This is a genomic window from Paraburkholderia sp. Ac-20340 (assembly GCF_017104965.1).
In the GTDB taxonomy this organism is placed as follows: Bacteria; Pseudomonadota; Gammaproteobacteria; order Burkholderiales; family Burkholderiaceae; genus Paraburkholderia.
Map to the genome: position 1 here is coordinate 15,759 of NZ_JAAGPR010000008.1, position 14,967 is coordinate 30,725.

General features: G+C 64.8%; 14 protein-coding genes. 8 read left to right on the top strand and 6 right to left on the bottom strand.

Going from position 1 to position 14,967, the window contains the following annotated elements:
- Positions 1-24: 24 nt before the first annotated feature.
- The 3 genes from G3N59_RS12720 to G3N59_RS12730 all read right to left on the bottom strand — a co-directional run bounded on the left by G3N59_RS12720 (position 25) and on the right by G3N59_RS12730 (position 3,543).
- A complete protein-coding gene (locus tag G3N59_RS12720) occupies positions 25-969 on the bottom strand; it encodes a LysR family transcriptional regulator (protein WP_205982986.1) in 945 nt (314 codons plus the stop codon).
- A 236-nt stretch (positions 970-1,205) separates the two neighbouring features.
- Positions 1,206-2,315, bottom strand: a complete 1,110-nt coding sequence (locus G3N59_RS12725) for a porin (RefSeq protein ID WP_205982987.1) — start codon at positions 2,313-2,315, stop codon at positions 1,206-1,208.
- 625 nt (positions 2,316-2,940) lie between these two features.
- Positions 2,941-3,543, bottom strand: coding sequence for a hypothetical protein (locus G3N59_RS12730; RefSeq protein ID WP_241023414.1), 603 nt, complete (start codon positions 3,541-3,543; stop codon positions 2,941-2,943).
- A gap of 611 nt (positions 3,544-4,154) precedes the next feature.
- On the opposite strand from G3N59_RS12730, the gene G3N59_RS12735 reads away from it, so the two are divergent.
- Positions 4,155-5,189, top strand: coding sequence for a bile acid:sodium symporter family protein (locus tag G3N59_RS12735; protein WP_205982988.1), 1,035 nt, complete (start codon positions 4,155-4,157; stop codon positions 5,187-5,189).
- An 88-nt stretch (positions 5,190-5,277) separates the two neighbouring features.
- On the opposite strand, the gene G3N59_RS12740 is transcribed toward G3N59_RS12735, so the two are convergent.
- Both G3N59_RS12740 and G3N59_RS12745 read right to left on the bottom strand, forming a co-directional pair.
- The gene (locus G3N59_RS12740) at positions 5,278-5,781 is read right to left on the bottom strand and encodes a DUF3368 domain-containing protein (protein ID WP_205982989.1); all 504 of its coding nucleotides are present in this window, start codon (positions 5,779-5,781) and stop codon (positions 5,278-5,280) included.
- Positions 5,762-6,829: an XRE family transcriptional regulator gene (locus G3N59_RS12745; RefSeq protein WP_205982990.1), complete on the bottom strand. Its 1,068-nt coding sequence runs from the start codon at positions 6,827-6,829 to the stop codon at positions 5,762-5,764. Before G3N59_RS12745 ends, G3N59_RS12740 begins: the two co-directional genes overlap by 20 nt.
- A gap of 341 nt (positions 6,830-7,170) precedes the next feature.
- Here G3N59_RS12745 and G3N59_RS12750 point away from each other — a divergent pair, with 341 nt between their 5' ends.
- Entirely contained in the window at positions 7,171-9,060 is a 1,890-nt protein-coding gene (locus G3N59_RS12750) for a phosphodiesterase (protein WP_205982991.1), read from the top strand.
- Positions 9,061-9,160: 100 nt separating this feature from the next.
- Here the strand turns inward: G3N59_RS12750 and G3N59_RS12755 are convergent, their stop codons facing one another.
- Complete coding sequence (locus G3N59_RS12755; protein WP_205982992.1) at positions 9,161-9,316, bottom strand: DUF3309 family protein; 156 nt, start codon at positions 9,314-9,316, stop codon at positions 9,161-9,163.
- Positions 9,317-9,548: 232 nt separating this feature from the next.
- Here G3N59_RS12755 and G3N59_RS12760 point away from each other — a divergent pair, with 232 nt between their 5' ends.
- The 6 genes from G3N59_RS12760 (at position 9,549) to G3N59_RS12785 (ending at position 14,944) form a co-directional block, all read left to right on the top strand.
- Positions 9,549-10,580 carry a LacI family DNA-binding transcriptional regulator gene (locus tag G3N59_RS12760; RefSeq protein ID WP_205982993.1) on the top strand — a complete coding sequence of 344 codons (1,032 nt, stop codon included), beginning with the start codon at positions 9,549-9,551 and terminating at the stop codon, positions 10,578-10,580.
- A gap of 7 nt (positions 10,581-10,587) precedes the next feature.
- Complete coding sequence (locus G3N59_RS12765; RefSeq protein ID WP_241023415.1) at positions 10,588-11,913, top strand: AGE family epimerase/isomerase; 1,326 nt, start codon at positions 10,588-10,590, stop codon at positions 11,911-11,913.
- Positions 11,914-11,984: 71 nt separating this feature from the next.
- Positions 11,985-12,962, top strand: coding sequence for a carbohydrate kinase (locus G3N59_RS12770; protein ID WP_205982994.1), 978 nt, complete (start codon positions 11,985-11,987; stop codon positions 12,960-12,962).
- 174 nt (positions 12,963-13,136) lie between these two features.
- A complete protein-coding gene (locus G3N59_RS12775; protein WP_103702613.1) occupies positions 13,137-13,358 on the top strand; it encodes a hypothetical protein in 222 nt (73 codons plus the stop codon).
- A gap of 177 nt (positions 13,359-13,535) precedes the next feature.
- Complete coding sequence (locus tag G3N59_RS12780) at positions 13,536-13,781, top strand: hypothetical protein (protein ID WP_205982995.1); 246 nt, start codon at positions 13,536-13,538, stop codon at positions 13,779-13,781.
- 179 nt (positions 13,782-13,960) lie between these two features.
- On the top strand, positions 13,961-14,944 hold the full coding sequence (locus G3N59_RS12785) for an ion channel (protein ID WP_205982996.1): 984 nt from the start codon (positions 13,961-13,963) through the stop codon (positions 14,942-14,944).
- Positions 14,945-14,967: the final 23 nt, after the last annotated feature.

The window sequence follows — 14,967 nt, forward strand, 5'->3', positions numbered from 1 at the left end:
TCGCGCGATCAGGCTTTGGGTCGCTTAGACCTTCACGCGCTGCGCCAGCGCGCGGATTTCGTCGGCATTCGGCCAGAGCGCACGTTCGCCGAAGCGCGCGGCGAGAAAGTCCACGAACGAGCGCACTTTCGCCGACAGATGGCGGCGGCTCGCGTAGACCGCGTAGATGGGCAACTCGCGCGGCGGCAGCGCATCGACGAGCAGCGGCACGAGACGGCCTTCGGCGATATCGTCGCCGATCACTTCGGTGCCGAGCATCGACAGTCCGCCGCCTTGCAGCACCACCACGCGCAGCGCTTCCAGATGATTGACGATGAGGTTGCCGCCCGGCTTCGGGCGCGCGCCCGCTTCGGAGAACGGCGCGAGTTCCGCCGCCGAAGCGCCCGCGTAATGCACGAACTTGTGCTTCGCGAGATCGGCGACCGTTTTCGGCACGCCATGGCGGCGCAGATACTCCGGCGAGGCGCACAGCACGATATGCGCGGTCGCCAGCGGCCGCGCGATCAACGACGACGACTTCAGCCCCGAAGGCGAGGCGCGGATCGCCACGTCGAAGCCTTCGTCGATCAACTCGACCACGCGGTCCGACAAGGTGATATCGACGGTCACCTGGGGGAAATCCGCCGCGTAATCGGCCACCGCGCCCATCACGTGGCGCAGACCGAAAGCCGTCAGCGACGACACGCGCAGCCGCCCTTGCGGCACCACGCTGGCCGCGCCCACGGCCTGGCCGGCTTCGTCGAGTTCCGTCAGCGCCTGGGCGACGCGTTCGTAGTATTCGCGGCCCGCTTCGGTCGGCGCGACGCGGCGCGTCGTGCGGTTCAGCAGCCGCGCGTTGAGCTGCTGCTCCAGGTGCATCACGTGTTTGCTGGCCATCGCCGCGGACATGCCCATCCGCTCGGCCGCCGCGACGAAGCTCCCCGCTTCCACCACCTGCCGGAAAACTTTCATGCTGACGAGGGTATCCATCGCGCTGCTCTTGCTCGTATCGGTTAAACGGTAAAACGGTCTGACGTGATCAGGAAACAATCCGCGTTATTGTGCGCGCTTTATCAATTACTGGTAGCCAAACGCGCAGCCTGCGATCTTTCGGCTTCTTTCCGCTTCTTTCCGGCGCGCCAAAGAAAAACCCCCGCGCTGCGGACAGCGCGGGGGTTTTCCTGGCAATGCGTGGCGTTGCCACGCGAAGCGATGCGGCCGAACGCTTAGAACTTCGCGCGCAGGCCCACGCCGTAGGTCATGCCCGTCGACATGTTGTCGTAGTGGTCGTACATGTACGCGGCATACAGGTCGGTGCGCTTCGAGAGCGGGTAGTCGTAACCGACCGCTGCCGTGTTGTGCGTCTGGTTCAGGCCGCCGCTGTCGCGCGAGTACGCGTACGACGCCATCACCGTGCCCGGGCCGACCGGCACCGACACGCCGCCTTGCGCCGTGTTGACGTGCCAGCTGCTGATGTCGCTGTTGTTGTTCGTGTACATGTACTGGCCGAAGAACTTCGCGTACTTCAGGTCGTACGACAGACCCACCTGCGCAACGCTCTGGCTGCGCAGACCGACGACGGTCACGTCGCCGCTCAGGATGCTGCCGATATCGCCGGGCGAGCTGTTGAAGTTCACGTACTGATACACCGCCGTGGCAGCGAACGGGCCGTGGAAGTACAGCGCCTGGGCGCTCCACTTCTTCTTGCCGTTTTCGCCGGCCGTGTTGCCGAGCGCGTACATCACCGAGCCCGACAGGCCGTTGAAGTTCGGCGTCGAGTACTGGATCGCGTTGTTCCAGCCCGAATCGCCCACCACGCCCTGGTCGGTCGTGTAGGTCGGGTACGTCGAAAGGCCGAGGTACACGTGGTACACCATCGGCGAGAAGGTGTACGAATCGATGAACGGGTTGAACAGGATCGTCGAGACGAACAGTTGCGTCGTCAGACGGCCCGCCGTGACCGTACCGTAGGGCGATTCGATACCCACGTACGAGTTACGCGCGAAGAACGTGTCACCCGAGAAGCGGCCGTACTGGCCGTTCTGTGCGCGGAAGAAGCTTTCCAGCGTGAAGATCGCCTTGTAGCCGCCGCCCAGATCCTCGGAGCCCTTCAAGCCCCAGTAGGACGTGGACATACCGCCGCCGCCGACATTCCATGCGGTCTGGCTGCCGGGGAAGCGCGTGGCGCCGACCCACTCGTCGACCTGACCATAGAGCTGCACGCTCGACTGTGCGAAGGCCGACGACGATGCGGCGGCGAGCACGGCGGCGATGGCGCCGGCCTTAAGGGACGTACGCAGCGGCGCACGCAGCGCGCGGCTAACGGCTGATTTCATGGGTTCTCCTGTCTTTGTCAAAAAAAGGTGTGACTGGCGGCTTTGGCGCTCGCGCAAACCGTTTGTTTTTCGTCGTTCGCAGGCGTGGCCGTTCTGGGCAGGTCCATCTTTGCGGACCATTTTTCTGGACAAAAATATCGGCTGTTATCGCCGGTATATCGGCCCGATTAGTTTGCTGTCCGCAAAACCTGCACTGATGGGATCCGGCGCTCTTTATGGCGCATCGCAACATGAACGACGTCGGGCTCATGGCCCATGTGGACGGGGCTTCTGCCCGTTTTTTGCGCTTTCCGGCCTGGCCGTTGACGCGCCGCCACAGCGAAGACGAGATTTGATGACGAAAGGGTTCTGTATGACGAGTGATTTCAGAAAAAGTGTGGTATCCACGCGTCAGTTTTGAAGCGAAAAAGCGCTTGCGGGGGGAAACGGGGATTTCAGGCGGGATCGGGCGCGGGAGAAACGCGGAAAAGGACGACTGGAAAGGCGCGGAAAGAAAGGTGCGCAGGCGGGGAAAGTGCGTGCGCGAAGGCTTATTGGCGCGCGGGGGTCAGGGTGCGCGGCGGTGCAGCTTTGCGGCTCGGCAGGCACGCTCCGGGCAGCACGCCGGGCTGGCTGTTAGTTGCGGTTAATTACGATACGGCGAAGGCATCGGCGGACGCGGGCCATCGCCGCCGCCCCGCTGGAACGGCCGGAACGTGCCACGTTCCTCGTTATAGCGCGCGACGTCCTCGCGGATCGAACCGGCGCGTACCGGCGAGTCCGCCGGCGGATGCGGCACCTGACGGGTCTCCGCGCTGACCGGCTGGATCGGCCCGCGATAATTGCTGAAGCCGTTGCCGTAGGGGCTGTTGCTAAAGCCTGGCGTTTCGCGACGCTCCGCCTGACGGCCACCGCCAGGCGCGCCGCGTTCGCGCCAGCCGCCTTGATCGGCGACGCGCAAGGGCGCCGGGTTGTTGTAGCGTGCGCCGCCACCGGGCATGCCGCCGTAGCGCGGCTGACGGGCAGCGCCCGCACCGCCCCAATGCATGGGCGACGCTTCGCGCATCATCGGCGCATGGCCGAAACCACCGCCGCCACCGCCGTGAAAACCGCCGCCGCCATGAGGCGCGAACGAGGGCTGGGCATGGGCGAGCGCAACGAGGGCCGCCAAACCGGCCCCCAGCATCCACTGTCCCATCCGTAACAACCCTGCGCGCATTTTGTCGATCACCTGCCCGACGATCCGCATGACCACCCGCCATTCGGGCCATGGCAGGCCAGTTCCGGGAAGCGTGTGCTGCGATGCGTAACGATTGCCGCCGCAACGGTCTGCACACGTTCCTTGACGGTAATTTATGGGCCCCCGGTATGGGTGTCGAGCCAAAAAGTGTTATGCCCTCGGAAGGGTTGTAACACCATGTTACTGTTCGATTTTTCGGGTTTTGGAGGGTTGTCGCACGGGCCTGTTTTGTGCTGGTTTTGTGCTGGTTTTGTGCTGGTTTTGTGCTGGTTTTGTGCTGCATCGCACCGCCCAATGCACCTTCCCGAAGCTGTTCCGGGTGAGTATTTCGTCGTACTTGAGAAGCGGTCTTTTGCATGACGAATGAACATGAGGATCGCGATGAACATCGGACACACCGCCATCGGCGCATTCCCGGCACACTCGAAACCGGCGCGGCAAAACCGTTCTGGATCGCGCGCCAACATGCGCCTCACTCATTAATCAATTCCGCAAATGAATTTGCTTTTTCAATGGCCTTGCGCAGACAATAGGGCCTCCCGATGACCCCTTATGCCCGCGATGCTCGCGTCGAACGACGCACATTGCCAGGCGCCGATATGCGCACTTGAGATCGTCCGATGGCACGTCCGAAATTCCTGCCCGATAACTTCACGCTCTGCCTCGTCGGCACCGTGATCCTCGCGAGCCTGCTGCCGGTGCACGGCCAGGCCGCCACTGGGTTCAACTGGCTCACCAATATCGCGGTCGGGCTGCTGTTCTTCCTGCACGGCGCCAAGCTCTCGCGCGAAGCGATCGTCGCGGGCGCCACGCACTGGCGTCTGCATCTCGTCGTGCTGGCCAGCACCTTCATCCTGTTTCCGCTGCTCGGGCTTGCGCTCAAGCCGGTGCTTTCGCCGCTCGTCACGCCTGCGCTCTATATGGGCGTGCTGTTCCTGTGCACGCTGCCGTCGACCGTGCAGTCGTCGATCGCCTTTACGTCGATTGCGCGCGGCAACGTGCCGGCGGCCGTGTGCAGCGCTTCGGCGTCGAGCCTGATCGGCATCTTCGTCACGCCCGCGCTGGTGAGCCTCGTGGTGACGAACCAGACGGCCGGCGGCAGTTCCGCGTGGCATACGGTCTGGAACATCGTGCTGCAACTGCTCGTGCCGTTCGTGGCGGGCCAGTTGCTGCGCCCGGTGATCGGCGGCTGGATCGAGCGCAATCGCGGCGTGCTCAAGTTCGTCGATCAAGGCTCGATTCTGTTCGTGGTGTACGGCGCGTTTTCGGAAGCGATCAACGAAGGGCTCTGGCATCACACGCCGCTCGCGGCACTGGGCGGCCTGCTGGTGGTGAATGCGGTGCTGCTGGCGCTGGCGCTCGGCATGACGATCTTCGCGAGCCGCAAGCTGGGCTTCTCGCGCGCGGATCAGATCACGATTATTTTCTGCGGCTCGAAGAAGAGCCTCGCGGCCGGCGTGCCGATGGCGAAGGTGATCTTCGCGTCGAATGCGGTGGGCGCGGTGGTGTTGCCGCTGATGCTGTTCCACCAGATTCAGTTGATGGTGTGCGCGGCGCTGGCGCAGCGTTGGGGCGCGCGCGACATGAGCGCGGAACGTGCGGCCGTTGCGGGCGACGAGTCGCAGGGTGGCGCGGCTGCGGCGGGGCGGCGTTAAGCGCGGTCTTCCCACTGCTCGAGTGCATGAAGGTGACGCCGAGAGCACCCTGGCAGCGGTCGTTGTTTATCCAATCTCAATCTCAATCTCAATCGCAAGCGCTCTGCTGAGCTTCGAACTCAGCCAGAATCTGCTCTGCCCTGCCCCACGGAAGCCGCCTTCCGTGGGCTCGCATCTGTTGATAGGCGCTGCGTGCGACCTGAGCGTTGATCGTTCCCGCTCGCAGCATTTCCGCCACGAGCCAAAGCGTGCCACGCACTTCGACTCGCTCGTTTTCCGCCGCGGCTCGCAGGTCCCGGTCGCCGGTCAGCAGCGGGCACTGTGCTTCTGCCGCGAGCACCAAAGCGAACAGATCCATACGGCCGGGGCGGCGGTACTGCCGGGCAAGAAAAGCCGCTCGCGCCACCATCCGCTCATCAAGCTCCCGTACTTCCAGTCCCATATCGAGCAAATGCGCGTGCTGCGCTTCCAGCTCTTCGTAGAAGAGCACATCGGGTAAAGCGAACTGGTAGTCGAGGCTGAACATGGAGGCGGTCAGTCCACCTACCTCGATGTCGATCAATATGTTGGCATCACTGATGAGTAGCAGCATCGCTGCCCTCCAGCGCGCGTTCAGCCCGAAAGTCGATCAGCGACATCGACAGTAATTCTGCGGCCTTCGATTCGCCGATATAGTCTTCGGCCAGCGCGTGAAACACCATCTGCTCGAACACATGCGCCTTCTGTGCCGGATACGGTTTGCCGGGTTCGGTGATATGCCAACCCTTACTCCGAAACTGCTTCGCCTGCTCGTCGCGCCATGCAGGCGACACGATGCCGAGGTCGCGCGCACGATAAAGAAGACCGGCCATGCTCAGGCCAAACTCTTCCTTGAGCAACGCCAGTTCCTTCGGCTCGATGAAGCTACGATGCGCGCCCAACTCCTGTATCACCGATTGACGCGGAATCAGAAAAGCACCAGCAAACCGGTTGCACGCCAACTCTTCGTCGAGGCCCGTTTCCAGTCGATCAGCCAGGATCAGGTGCCCCAGTTCATGCGCGAGCGTAAAGCGCTGACGATCTCCGGGCCAGTTGCTGCCAACCACAATGACCGGCAATCGACCGACCGACGCCGCAAGCCCGTCGAACTTGGGATCAGCATTGGCGTCGATCATGAATACGCGGATGCCATGCGTTTCCAGTACGTCGATCAGGTCCGGGATCGGGGCGTAACCCAGGTCCCACGCCTTGCGCACCGTCTCGGCCGCACATTCGATCTGCGCCAGCCCGGAGATGACCTCAGGCAGCGCGTGGACCGGCCCGAAAGGGGCAATCGGCGGAGATGGGAACAGGTTCTCAAGCTCGATACGACGTTCGATGTGATCAATCACCTCATGTTCGATCGCTTCGAGGCGCTTCCGGGGCAGTGTGCTGCGTTTGCGATATTCAATGCGGTCAAGAGAAACCGTTTCCGGGCGGAAAAAGTACTCCGTTCGCACGTTGAGCGTGCGGGCCAGCTTGAGCAAGGTCGACGATGACGGCGTCGCTTGTCCGTCTTCGTACTTCTTGATGGCCGCATGCGTCAGGCCGACTTGTGCGCCAAGGTCGCGCAGTGACAATCCTGCCGCCTTCCTGGCGCGGTGCAAGCGTGGACCGATCATGGCAGCACTCCTGATTAAGGTTTACAGATTAAATAATTTTATCTGATTTTGTAAACCCTCATCGAGGCCTTCGCAGAACCTGGCGCAACGGGATCGGTATGGATGTCGAGCGGGTCACCCACGCCTTGACTGGTGCTGCATCGGCATGTCGGGCGCGAACCCGCCATTGTCCCGTTCCGACCAGGAGGACAACCTGACGCACATCAGCCACAGCCGCTTTGGCTCGCAAACGTTGCACAGCCCCTCCGCGCCCTTTTTCTTCGAACTGTCATGAAAAGTTCATTTAATTGTCCGACGCTGCTGCCGATATTCCCGTCGTTAAAGCCATCCTGGCTCTATCCATGTCTGCACGTGCGTCCACGCCGTCCGCCTCACCGATTGTCGGCGCCACTGAAGGTCCGGCCAGCATCGAGGCCCTGATCGCCCAACGCCAGTTGCGCGCCGTCTTCCAGCCGATCGTCGATTTCGACGATGGCGCCATCCTCGGCTACGAAGGCCTGATTCGCGGTCCGGCCGGCTCGCCGCTCGAGTCGCCCGCCGCGCTGTTCGCGCACGCGGGCGCTGCGGGCTGCACCACCGCGCTCGAACGCGCCGCCGCCGACGTCTGCATCGACGCCTTCACGCAGCTCGGCTGCAACGGCAAGCTGTTCCTGAACTTCAGCGCGGGCGCGCTGTGCCAGCTGGCCAGCACGGGCATCGGCGCCCTGTTCGCGCGCATCGACGCGCAGCGCGTCGTGATCGAGTTGACCGAGCAAAGCGCCATCGCCGATCTGCGCGAGTTCACGCCCGTGGTGGCGGCCTTGCGCGCGGCCGGCGCGCAGTTCGCACTCGACGATTACGGCAGCGCCAACGCCAGCATGAACGTCTGGGTGCAGCTTCAGCCCGACGTGGTGAAGATCGATCGCTTCTTCATTCAGGACATCGCCAATACGCCGCTGAAGTTCGAAGCCGTGCGCGCCATGCAGCATTTCGCCCAAGCGAGCGGCGCGCGGCTCGTGGCCGAAGGCATCGAGAACGAAGCCGATCTGCTCGTGCTGCGCGACATGGGCATCCAGAGCGGCCAGGGCTTTTTCCTCGGCCGTCCCGATGCGCAGCCGCCGCGCAAGCTCGACGAGCGCACGCGCGCCGCGATCAGCGCGCATCACATCGCCGTGTTTCCCGAAGCGACGCGTCAGAGCGGCGCAAGCGCAACGGGCGGCGGCGCGCCCGCGCAGAAGATGGTGGTGCACGCGCCCGCGCTGCCGCGCCGCGCGACCAATAACGACGTGCTCGATCTCTTCAACCGCATGCCCGATCTGCACGCGGTCGCGGTCGTCGAAGGCGAAACGCCCGTGGCGCTGATCAACCGGCGCGCGTTCATGGACCGCTACGCGCTGCCCTATCACCGCGAGCTGTTCGGCAAGAAAGCCTGTCTGCAATTCGCCAACGCGCAGCCCGTGCTGATCGAGCAGACCATGAGCGTCGAGCAGATGGCCGCGCTGCTCGCGAGCGACGATCAACGCTATCTCGCCGATGGTTTCGTCATCACCGATAACGGCCGTTACGCGGGGCTCGGCACCGGCGAAAGTCTCGTGCGCGCGGTGACGGAAGTACGCATCCAGGCGGCGCGCTACGCGAATCCGCTGACGTTTCTGCCTGGCAATATCCCGATCAGTTCGCACATCGAACGTCTGCAATCGCACGACGCGGGCTTTCACGCGTGCTACGTCGATCTGAACCAGTTCAAGCCGTTCAACGATCAGTACGGCTACTGGCAAGGCGACGAGGTGCTGAAATTCGCGGCCCAGGTGCTCGCCGATGTGTGCGACCCCATGCGCGACTTTCTCGGCCACGTGGGCGGCGACGATTTCCTGATCCTGTTTCAGAGCGAAACGTGGCGCGAGCGCGCCAGCCGCGCGATCGAAACCTTCAATGCGGGCGCGCTGCGTTTTTACGCACCCGCCGACCGGCTCGCAGGCGGCATTCACGGCGAGGACCGGCAAGGTCATCCGACGTTCTTCAGCTTCGTGACGATGGCGATCGGCTGCGTGCATATCGCGGCGGGCACCGGCGCGCAGCACGGCAGCGAAGCGATCGCGTCGCTGGCAGCGATTGCGAAGCGGCGCGCCAAGCAGGAGGCCGCCGGTCTCGTGGTGATCGAAGGCAGCGACAGCGCGGAACTGCTGCCCGCGCTCTCGCACGGCGAGGTCTACGCCGAAGCGCAACGGGCGATGCCTGCCGCGCACAGCTAACGCAGCTGGCTCACCGTCGACAAAAGGCCGGCGCGGATCGCCTATCCGCGCCGGCCTTTTGGTCTTTTAGCGGCTGTCGTTACAGCGGCTGTCGATACAGCTAGATCGTCCCCATCAACACGAGCACGACCACGACGATCACGACGATCCCCAGCGTCCCGGATGGCGCATAGCCCCACGAGCGGCTATGCGGCCAGGCGGGAAAGGCGCCGATCAGCATCAGGATCAGGATGACCAGAAGCAAGGTGCCTAGCATGATGCCTCCGTACGGTTCGAATGATGACGCGACCGATTGAGCAACCGCTGTTCCCGCGGTCTTGTTTAGCTAGTTTTACTAAACACGTAAATTTACGTTTATCTGTGTAATTACGGGTATTTACGGGGCTTTTATGGCGCGATGCAACGTTGCGCTACCCTGTTTTTACTATACAATCGCCGCACATCTGGCCATGTCGCCGCAACAGGCGCGCAGCAAGCAGACAGGAACCATGGGGACAACCATACGCGACGTCGCGCAGGCGGCCAATGTGTCGATCGGCACGGTCTCACGCGCGCTCAAAAACCAGCCGGGCCTGTCCGAGGCCACGCGCACGCGCATCGTAGAAGTGGCGCGCTCGCTGGGCTATGACTGCGGGCAACTGCGCCCGCGCATTCGCCGCCTCACTTTCCTGCTGCATCGCCAGCACAATAATTTCGCCGCCAGCCCGTTCTTCTCGCACGTCCTGCATGGCGTCGAAGACGCCTGCCGCGAGCACGGCATCGTGCCCGCGCTGCTCACCGCCGGTCCCGCCGACGACACCGTCCAGCAACTGCGTCTGCACGCGCCCGATGCCATCGCCGTGGCCGGTTTCGTCGAGCCCGAAATGCTCAACGCGCTGGTCGCGCTGCAACGTCCGCTCGTGCTGATCGACCTGTGGGCGCCGGGTCTGCGCTCGGTGAACATCGACAATGCCGCGGGCGCCGCGCTCGCCATGCATCATCTGTTCAGCCTCGGGCGGCGGCGCGTGGCGTTTATCGGCGGGTCGCTCGCGCACTACAGCATCGCGCAGCGCGCGCTCGGCTACCGCCGCGCCTTCTTCGAAGCCGGGCTGCTGTTCGATCCGTCGCTGGAAACCACCATCGACGGCGGGCTCGATCCCGACACCGGCGCGTCGCAAGCCATGCAGCGTCTGCTCGATACGGCGCGCCAGCGCGGCGCGGCGCGGCCCGACGCCGTTTTCGCCTACAACGACGCCGCCGCGCTCGCCGCCATGCGCGTGTGCCAGAGCCACGGCCTGCGCGTGCCCGAAGACATCGCCATCATCGGTTTCGACGATATTGCCGGTGCCTCGCATGCCTCGCCCGCGCTGTCGACCATCGCCGTCGACAAGGAAGCGCTCGGGCGGCGCGGCGTGGAACTGCTGCTCGAAGAAACGCCCGAATTCCAGCCGCCCGTTCAAGAGATCGTGCTGCCCGTGCGGCTGATCGAACGCGCCAGCACGGCCATGCCCGCGCTCGCCACCCAAGCCCAGTCAACCTGAGAACGCCATGACGAAGCCCACCGACACTCTCCAGGCCAACACGGCCACGAATGCCAGCGTGCCCGCCGTCGCGAGCTTTCGCGACCGTGCGTTCCTGCTGGGCCATATCGAGGACACGCTGCGCTTCTACGCGCCCAACTTGTACGACGCCTCGGGCGGCTTCTTCCACTATTTCCGCGACGACGGCTCGGTGTACAACGCGCATTCGCGCCATCTGGTGAGCAGCTGCCGCTACGTCTTCAACTACGCGATGGCATACCGCGAGTCCGGCGACGTGCAGCATCTGGAATACGCGCGCCACGGCCTGCAGTTCCTGCGCGAGGCGCATTGGGACCCGCAGCATCAGGGCTACGACTGGGAGATCGACTGGCGCGACGGCAGAAAGCGCGTGCTCGACGCCACGCGTCACTGCTACGGCCTTGCCTTCGTGCTGCTGGCTTACGCGCACGCGGCGATGGCCGGCATCGAAGAAGCGCGGCCGATGATCGGCGCCACCTTCGAGCTGATGGAACATCGCTTCTGGGACGGCGCAGCGGGCCTGTACGCCGATGAAGCCAGCGCCGACTGGATCGTGTCGAGCTATCGCGGCCAGAACGCCAACATGCACACCACGGAGGCGCTGCTCGCGGCCTACGAGGCGACCGGCCATCTCGTCTATCTCGACCGCGCGGAGCGCGTCGCCTCGAACATCACGCTGCGCCAGGCGAAGCTTTCGCAAGGCCTCGTGTGGGAGCACTTTCACGCCGACTGGTCGGTGGACTGGCACTACAACGAAGAGGACAGCTCGAACATCTTCCGTCCGTGGGGCTTCCAGCCGGGCCACCAGACCGAATGGGCGAAGCTGCTGCTGATCCTGGAGCGTCATCGTCCGCTGCCGTGGCTGCTGCCGCGCGCCATCGAACTGTTCGACGCCGCCATGGCGCACGCGTGGGACAACGATCACGGCGGGCTCTACTACGGCTTCGGCCCGGACTACACCGTCTGCGATCACGACAAATACTTCTGGGTGCAGGCCGAAACCTTCGCCACCGCCGCGCTGCTCGCGAAGCGCACGGGCAACGAGCGCTTCTGGGACTGGTACGACGAGATCTGGCGCTATAGCTGGGCGCATTTCGTCGATCATCGCTATGGCGCGTGGTATCGCATTCTCACCTGCGACAACCGCAAGTACAGCGACGAGAAAAGCCCCGCGGGCAAGACCGACTACCACACCATGGGCGCGTGCTACGAAGCGCTCAACGCCCTGCCGGGACGCGGCATGGCGCCGGTGATCGGCCGCGAGGCGGCGCTCGCCGACGAACCCCGCGCAACCGGCACCGACGGCAACGCCTGAGCGCCACCGCGGCGACCCCGCGCATACGAAGCAGCAACGCATCCAGCGAACGATCAAGCAAGGATCAAGCGATGAGCACCTGCAGCACTGGCCCCGACTTCTCGTCCGGCTTCCCCGCGTTCATCTCGGCGGGCGACATCCTCACCGATCTCGTGCGCGGCGGCGCGCCCGACGGCGCATCCGCGCCGGCAGGCGTCCCGGGCATGGACTCGCACTGGCGCGCCCATCCCGGCGGCGCGGGCTGGAACGTGGCGCGCGCGGTCGCGCGTCTGGGCCTGCCCACGGCCTGCGCGGGCGCGCTCGGCACCGACAACTTCTCCGACGAACTCTGGAACGCCAGCGTCGCCGCCGGTCTCGACATGCGCTTCATGCAGCGCGTCGAGCGCGCGCCGCTGCTGGCGATCGTGCATCAGACGCATCCGCCCGCGTACTACTTCATCGGCGACAACAGCGCCGATCTCGCCTTCGATCCTGCGAAGCTGCCCGAAGGCTGGCGCGCGCACGCGAAGTGGGCGCACTTCGGCTGCATCAGCCTCGTGCGCCAGCCGCTGGGCGAAACGCTCGCCACGCTCGCGGCGGATTTGCGCGCGCAGGGCGTGAAGATCAGCTTCGATCCGAACTACCGCAACCTGATGGCGCACGGCTACGAGCCGATCCTGCACCGCATGGCCGCGCTCGCCGATCTCATCAAGGTCTCCGACGAAGACCTGCGCATGCTGTTCGCCGATAAGACCGAACCCGAGGCGATCGCCGCGATGCGCGCGCTGAATCCGGCGGCGACGCTGCTGGTCACGCGCGGCGCTCAGACCGCGACGCTCTACGTGGGCGACGAGGTGTTCGAAGCCGCGCCGCCGCGCGTCGAAGTCGCCGATACCGTGGGCGCGGGCGACGCTTCCATCGGCGGGCTGATGTTCAGCCTGATGAGCACGCCGCAACGTAGCTGGCCGCAGCATCTGGCGTTCGCGCTGGCTGCGGGCGCCGCCGCTTGCCGACGCCCCGGCGCGCATTCGCCGACGCTCGACGAAGTGGTCGCGCTGATCGCCGATTGAGCAACGATTAAGCGTTGCGGAAACCGGTTCAGGCGCGCGCCGTGCGCTGCCATCGACGAGCCAAAACCTGACACTGGCGCATGACACGAAAGCGTCCCGCCAGCGTCACGAGCGTGCCCCGCAGCCGCACGATCAACGTGCTAGCATGAGTTTTCCTTGCGCGAGGAGCAGGCTATGGAAGACGTCAGCTACACGAAGGGGATCTACACGGCGGTCGCCTCGGTGCGGCCGATGAACGCCGGGCAGTACCAGGGCATGGTCTCGCTGGCGCGCGACGACGGCGAGGAGCTCGAAAACGCGCTCTACGAAGTCGATGCCGCTTCCGGCACGCCGGAAGAAGCGCTGGAGGAAGCCAAGGCGCTGGCGCATCGCCTTCTCGGCGAACTGGAACTGTAAGGCGGTACGAAGCCGCCGGGCGCGCGCCGTCGCGCCACCTTTCGTTTTTTCGCAAACGCGCGCGGGGCGGCGATCCCGTCCCCCGCGCCGGTCCCGGGCCGCAGGCATCGTTCGAAGCAGGTTCCGCACGTCACCCGTGCACGCGGCAGGTCAGGCAACCACGGTCAGGAGGACATCATGACCGAGCAACTTTTCCTCTACGGCGTCTACGCCATCCACGTGCATCCGCTCGAACTGCAGGGTGCGCGCTGGGACGCCGAATATCAGATCACCCATCGCGACAGCCCCGTCCAGCCGTGGATCACCATCGGCGGCAGCACCGGTTATCCGGCCAGCGCCGAAGCCATCGACGCCGCACACCGGCAAGCCATCGCCGATATCCAGCACGGCGCGGGCATTCCGAAGCCGCGCGCGTTTCCGTGATCGTCGGCGTGGTTTGAGGCCGTGGCTCGAGGTCGTGGCTCGCGGCTTTAGCGCGCCGTTTGCTGCACTTCGCTTGATGTGCCTGCGTGTGCCGGCGCCGGGCGCGTTCGTCCCTGCTTGTTTCGCTTGATCGGCATTGCTACGCTTGCGGGCAAACCGACCCCGCAGCAGGGACTGCCATGACATCCGACACGCCGCCGCACGCGCGCGACCAAGCCAGCGCCGCATCGACCGCCGATTCCGCCACCGCCCCCACGCCCCGCAACGCCAACCGCCGCGGCGCGCGCAAGCTGCGCATCGGCTCGCGCGACGTGTTCGTCTACGGCATGCCCGTGCAGACCTGGCGCGACTTCTACCACTACGCGCTGACCATGCGCTGGCCCACCTTCTTCGCCTCGCTCGGCGCGCTCTTCATGGTCCTCAACGCCGCGTTCGCGGGCCTTTATCTGCTCGGCACGGCGCCCATCGCCAACCAGTATCCGCACGGTTTTGCGGGCGCGTTTTTCTTCAGCGTCGAAACCCTCGCGACGGTCGGCTATGGCGACATGCATCCGCAGACCGTCTACGCGCACCTGGTCGCGACGCTCGAAATCTTCGTCGGCATGGCGAGCATCGCGCTGGCCACCGGTCTCGTGTTCGCGCGCTTCTCGCGGCCGCGCGCGAAGATCTGGTTCGCGCGCCAGGTGGTCGTGCATCCGCTCGAAGGCCGCATGACGCTGATGGCGCGCGCGGCCAACGCGCGCCAGAACGTGATCGCCGAGGCCTACGCGAAACTGCGCCTGATCCGCATCGAAACCACCTCGGACGGTTACACGGCGCGGCGCATCTACGACCTCGATCTGGTGCGCGCGGAACATCCGCTATTCACGCTCGGCTGGAACCTGATGCACGTGATCGACGAATCGAGCCCGCTGTACGGTGCGAGCGCCGAATCGCTGGCGAAGCAGGCGGCGTCGCTGCATCTGGTGATCGAAGGCTCGGACGAATCCACCGCGCAGACCATGCAGGCGCGCCACATCTGGACCGATGCCGAAATCCGCTGGCAACACCGTTACGTCGATCTGATGAGCGATGCGGACGGCACCAGCGTGATGGACTACACGCACTTTCACGATGTCGTGGCGTTCGACGAAGCCAGGCCTTACGGACCGCGCGTGATTTGAGGCGATCCGGCGGCCTCGCCACA